The sequence below is a fragment of the Neobacillus drentensis genome (assembly GCF_036965645.1).
Lineage (GTDB): Bacteria > Bacillota > Bacilli > Bacillales > Cytobacillaceae > Neobacillus > Neobacillus drentensis_D.
In genome coordinates, this window is sequence record NZ_JBALPZ010000248.1 from 1 (window position 1) to 5,385 (window position 5,385).

Consider the following 5,385-nt stretch of genomic DNA (forward strand, 5'->3'; position numbering starts at 1 on the left):
TTAGTCTAAAAAAGAGCCAGATGGCTCTTTTTTAGACTAATTTATAGATAGAGTAGAGGCCTAGCCTTAGTGACGGCATTTTAAAAGGTGATTATGAACTCTGCTCCTCTTTTGGTTTTGCTAGTAATACAGCACGTGGTTTACTGCCCTCATATGGACCTACCACACCACGAGCTTCCATTTCATCAATTAATCTTGCTGCTCTTGTATAACCAATCCGGAACCTCCGCTGCAACATGGAAACAGAAGCGGTTTGCATATCAACAATTAAATCAACTGCCTCTTCATATAAATCATCATCCACAGCACCCGTAACTTCTGGAATATCATCCGGAATCATTTCTTCTTGGTATTGTGCCTTCTGCTGTGAAATAACAAATTCAACTGTATCCTCTACCTCTTGATCTGAAAGGAAAGCCCCTTGAACCCGAACTGGTTTGGAGGCTCCGACAGGCAGGAATAACATATCGCCTCTACCCAGCAATTTCTCTGCGCCTCCCATATCGAGGATTGTCCTAGAGTCAGTAGCACTTGAAACAGCAAAAGCTATTCGGGATGGGATATTAGCTTTAATTACTCCGGTGATGACATCAACGGACGGCCGCTGTGTAGCGATAATTAAGTGAATTCCGGCAGCACGGGCCATTTGCGCCAAGCGAGTGATGGAATCTTCCACATCTGATGATGCCACCATCATGAGGTCGGCTAACTCGTCGACGATGACCACAATATACGGTAACAAAGGCTGCTTATCGTTTTCCTCAAGGTTATGCCTTCTCACATGGTCATTGTATCCTTCAATATTACGAGTACCTGTGTGGGAAAACAGTTCATACCGCCTTTCCATCTCACTTACTACTTTCTTTAATGCCTGTGAGGCCTTTTTCGCATCCGTCACGACTGGCGCAAGTAAATGCGGAATACCGTTATAGACATTTAATTCGACCATTTTGGGGTCGATCATCATTAATTTAACTTCATGTGGCTTTGCTCTCATGAGAATGCTTGTGATAATTCCATTGATACAAACACTCTTTCCGCTGCCTGTAGCCCCCGCAACAAGTAAATGCGGCATTTTATTTAATTCAGCAAGAACGGCTTCCCCCGTAATATCTCTCCCAAGGCCAATTAATAGTTTTGCATCAGGCTTATCATTTTGGGTAGCTTCTAGTACTTCCCTTAATGAAACCATGGCTACCTCAGAATTGGGAACCTCGATTCCGATCGCTGATTTCCCTGGAATCGGTGCTTCAATCCGGATCCCTTTAGCAGCAAGTGCTAAGGCTATATCATCACTCAAGCTGACGATTTTACTAACTTTTACTCCGACATCAGGATGTACCTCATATTTTGTTACAGCTGGTCCTAAATGAACCTGTGTAACACGGGCTTTTACACCAAAGGATTGGAAAGTTCGTTCAAGCTTAGCGGCATTGGCGTGAATTAACTCATATTCACCACTTTGATCGGTTTTCCTTGGTGCTTTTAACAGCCGGAGCGGTGGTAATTCATATGATACATTTTCCACCTCTGCTCCAGTAAACGAGATTGGCGGGGTATTGTCATCGTCATCATCTGCTTTTTTACTCTTTTGTTGCTTCCCATTTACTTGTTCTGATTCCATTTTTGGGCTGGAAGACCCTTCTACATCTACATAGGCTCGATCTGCAAAACTAGAGATAATTGGTTCAGGAGTAATCGTTTCTTCTTGCCCCTGCGGCTGGTTATTTATCACTGAGACTGGCTCTCTTTGACGATTCTCTTTTTCCTTTTGCTTTTCAGCCATACGCGTAGTTCGACGCTCTGTTTGTTTCTGTCTCCATTCAGACATATCCAATTTAAAGGCTTCCCATTGACCTTTAGAAAAATCATAAATAGTTATAATAATTTTTCCGATGAAATCACCAATCGATTTTCCTGTAAGCAAGATAATGCCAATTAAAATAAAAATAAATGCAATTATTTTTGTACCTGTCTCTGCGAAAAGATAGTGAAATATTGCAAATAAAACTGCTCCAAGCATTCCTCCACCAAGGTCGGTTGTGCTTGTCTCTCCTCTGAGTTCCATCATAAATAATTCCCAAGTATTACTAATTACACTCGGATCATTAAATTTACCGTTATTTGTAAGTAAATGAAAGAGTGTTACATGACTTAAAAGAAGGATGGCTGAAATAATAAAGTAGCAGCCAACTAACTTAATATGAAAGAAAAAAGGAAGGCTTCGTTTCCACATTAAATAAACACTCAAAATAACTAATCCTATCAACCCAAGCATGTACCATTCGCCCATCCAAAAGCGGTAGAATAGAACTGTGGCTTTTCCAACTGCCCCGAGCTTGGCAATTGAAATTACCGCTAGAGCTAAAATAGCGAGAGCGGATAATTCATATTGAACCGTCCTTTTTAAATGATTGTCTCTCTTTTTTGGTTGTCTTCTCTTTTTTTTCGCCATTTAATCACCTTGTACTATAAAAATGTTATGAAGATATTATTAGGAAGTATTAATAATAAGTATGTATAAAGAAAGCAGCCCAAATTGGCTGCTTTTTTTCTCCTTTAGTAATTATACCATATTCTACTATTACAATACCGATAAACCTCCAAGGTTGGCTAAAGAAATTTTTGATCCCGGACGTATTTGTTGATTTAAGTAGTGTTGCGGGTCACTGCTTAAAATACGGATCACTTCGAAATAATCTGAATCGGTTTGTTCAACTACCATAGAAACTCCTTGATAAGTAATCAACTTTTGTTTGCTTTCTTCCATTTGTTCGATGGGAAATATGAGTTCATTTGGCATCATAGTATAAAGAATCATTGAATCAACCCCTCATTATTCCCCTTTTGAAGTTCAATCATCTCATTTAATTTCTTCATCGCAGGTCCCAAACCGCCAACTTCATCGATTAATCCATATTTGACGGCATCAATTCCGATAACATTTGTCCCGATATCCCTTGTTAAATTTCCTTTTGCAAACATTAGATCCTTGAAGGTTTCCTCTGGTATTTTTGAATGGCCCGTAACAAAATTCACAACCCGCTCCTGCATTTTATCCAAATATTCAAAGGTTGCAGGGACACCAATAACGAGCCCAGTCAAGCGAATGGGATGGATTGTCATAGTAGCCGTTTCAGCAATAAAGGAATAATCACAAGAAACCGCGATTGGCACACCAATTGAATGCCCTCCGCCTAGGACTATGGAAACGGTAGGTTTAGATAAAGATGCAATCATCTCTGATATTGCAAGGCCAGCCTCAACATCACCACCCACGGTATTCAAAATAATTAGAACCCCTTCAATCTTTGGGTTTTGTTCGATCGCCACTAGCTGCGGCAGCAAATGTTCATATTTCGTTGTTTTATTTTGAGGCGGCAAAGCAAGATGTCCTTCTATTTGACCTATAATAGTTAAACAGTGGATACTAGAATCTGCAGAGAGCTGAGGAACATTCGTTTGACCCAGCTGTTGTATTTTTTCTAATAATGGAGAAGTCTTTTCTTCTTTCGAAGGCTCTTGTCCTTCTTGTTTACCGGTATCATTATTGCGGTAATCGTTTGTCATTCTACTACTCCCTTCAAGCATGATATATTTTTAGTATTTACCCTAAAGGCAATTTCATGCTTGAAATATAAAAAGGCACTGGCCCCTAACAGCCAGTACCTTTCCTTATTAGATTTCCATAATTATCGGCAGAATCATTGGTCGTCTTTTGGTTTTTTCAAATAAGGAACGATTTAATTCATCTCTTATTTCCTGCTTTAAGGTTGACCATTCAAACGTACTTTTTGCTGTGTTCCTCTCCACGATGTCACGTACTAATTTGGTAGAATCGTCCATTAACTTTTCTGACTCCCGAACATAAACAAATCCTCTTGAAATTATCTCAGGACCCGCCGCAATTTTCTTCTCTTGCTTGGTTAAAGTTACCACAACAATTAGAATACCATCTTGAGATAAAAGCTTTCGATCGCGCAGGACAATATTGCCCACATCTCCAACACCTATTCCATCAATCAAAACATTGCCTGAAGGAACTTTTCCAGTAATGCCGATACTGCCTTCTTTCCATTCTACGACATCACCACGGTCTGGGATAACAATTTGTTGATCTTTTATTCCACACTCAAGCGCCACTTTCCTGTGTGCCTTCAACATCCGATATTCACCATGAACAGGAATGAAGTATTTAGGTTTCATTAAATTAATCATAAATTTTAATTCTTCTTGGCTGCCGTGACTTGACACATGAAGAGTTCGTTTGCCAGAAATGACATTAGCACCCGCTCTAAACAGCATATCAATTGTTTTAAATAAAAACACTTCACTGCCTTTTAGCGGGGAAGCCGCTATTAGCACTGTATCCCCTTGCTGGATATTTAAAAGTTTATGTGATTGCTTGGCCATCTTCTGCAATGCTTCAATCGGTTCACCTTGGCTCCCTGTCATTAAAACAACTATTTCACGGTCTTGGTAGCTGTTAATTTCACTGACTGGAATGATTAAATCCTCATCAACTTCTAAATAACCTAAATCGAGTGCGATATGATAAATTCTCTCAAGACTTTTTCCAACAACTGCAACTTTTCGGCAATTTTCACTTGCCGCATTAAAAATATGTTGAATTCGATTGATATCAGATGCAAAACATGCAGCAATTATTCGGCCAGGGGCATTATAAAAGGCATTTGACATTTCACGCTCGACGATTGTCTCCGATGTAGTATATCCCGGCACTTCAGCCTCTGTACTATCAGACAATAAACATAATACTCCTTGATCTCCAAGAGCAGCCATCTTACCAACATCAGCTTTATAAAGCTTCATAGCTCCCTGGTCAAACTTAAAATCACCTGTATAGACGATAATCCCTTCGGATGTATGAATACAAACTCCAACTGAGTCTGGAATACTGTGATTCGTTCTAAAGAAACTGGCTTGTACCGTGTCCAGCTCCACAACTGTGTCAGAATCTATTTCAATAAATTCAGCTTTACCATTATATTCCTGCTCTCTTAGCTTAGCATTAGCAAGTGCAAGCGTAAGTTTTGTGCCATAAACTGGAACATCAACATGGGAGAGTACATAAGAAAGGGCACCAATGTGGTCTTCGTGACCATGTGTTAAAAAAATGGCTTTTATCCGTTCCTTATTTTCTCTTACATATGTAATATCAGGAATAACCATATCAATACCTAGCATCTCTTCCTCGGGGAACATTAAGCCAGCATCAATAATAAATATGTCCCTGTCCACCTCAACAAGATACATATTTTTTCCGATTTCTCCTATACCACCAAGTGCAATAAACTTAATGGATGAATTATTTATCTTTACCAATTTCCGTTTCCTCCTATGCTGACAATAAATAGATACTGC

Annotated in this window: 4 protein-coding genes; all 4 read right to left on the reverse strand. The window is 39.5% G+C overall.

The annotated features are described in order from the left end of the window. Positions 1-91: 91 nt before the first annotated feature. Positions 92-2,455 (reverse strand): DNA translocase FtsK, encoded by a 2,364-nt coding sequence (locus tag V7266_RS29750; RefSeq protein ID WP_335472839.1) that lies wholly within the window; start codon positions 2,453-2,455, stop codon positions 92-94. Positions 2,456-2,584: 129 nt separating this feature from the next. Further along, positions 2,585-2,821: a YlzJ-like family protein gene (locus tag V7266_RS29755; protein WP_335472840.1), complete on the reverse strand. Its 237-nt coding sequence runs from the start codon at positions 2,819-2,821 to the stop codon at positions 2,585-2,587. Further along, entirely contained in the window at positions 2,818-3,570 is a 753-nt protein-coding gene (locus V7266_RS29760) for a ClpP family protease (protein ID WP_335472841.1), read from the reverse strand. The genes V7266_RS29755 and V7266_RS29760 overlap by 4 nt, the downstream gene beginning before the upstream one ends. A gap of 108 nt (positions 3,571-3,678) precedes the next feature. Next, on the reverse strand, positions 3,679-5,346 hold the full coding sequence (locus V7266_RS29765) for a ribonuclease J (RefSeq protein ID WP_335472843.1): 1,668 nt from the start codon (positions 5,344-5,346) through the stop codon (positions 3,679-3,681). Positions 5,347-5,385 lie beyond the last annotated feature (39 nt).

Bases quoted from the DNA above. Each gene is read 5' to 3' on its own strand.
- V7266_RS29750 (WP_335472839.1), bottom strand. From the start codon at position 2,455: ATGGCGAAAAAAAAGAGAAGACAACCAAAAAAGAGAGACAATCATTTA.
- V7266_RS29755 (WP_335472840.1), bottom strand. From the start codon at position 2,821: ATGATTCTTTATACTATGATGCCAAATGAACTCATATTTCCCATCGAA.
- V7266_RS29760 (WP_335472841.1), bottom strand. From the start codon at position 3,570: ATGACAAACGATTACCGCAATAATGATACCGGTAAACAAGAAGGACAA.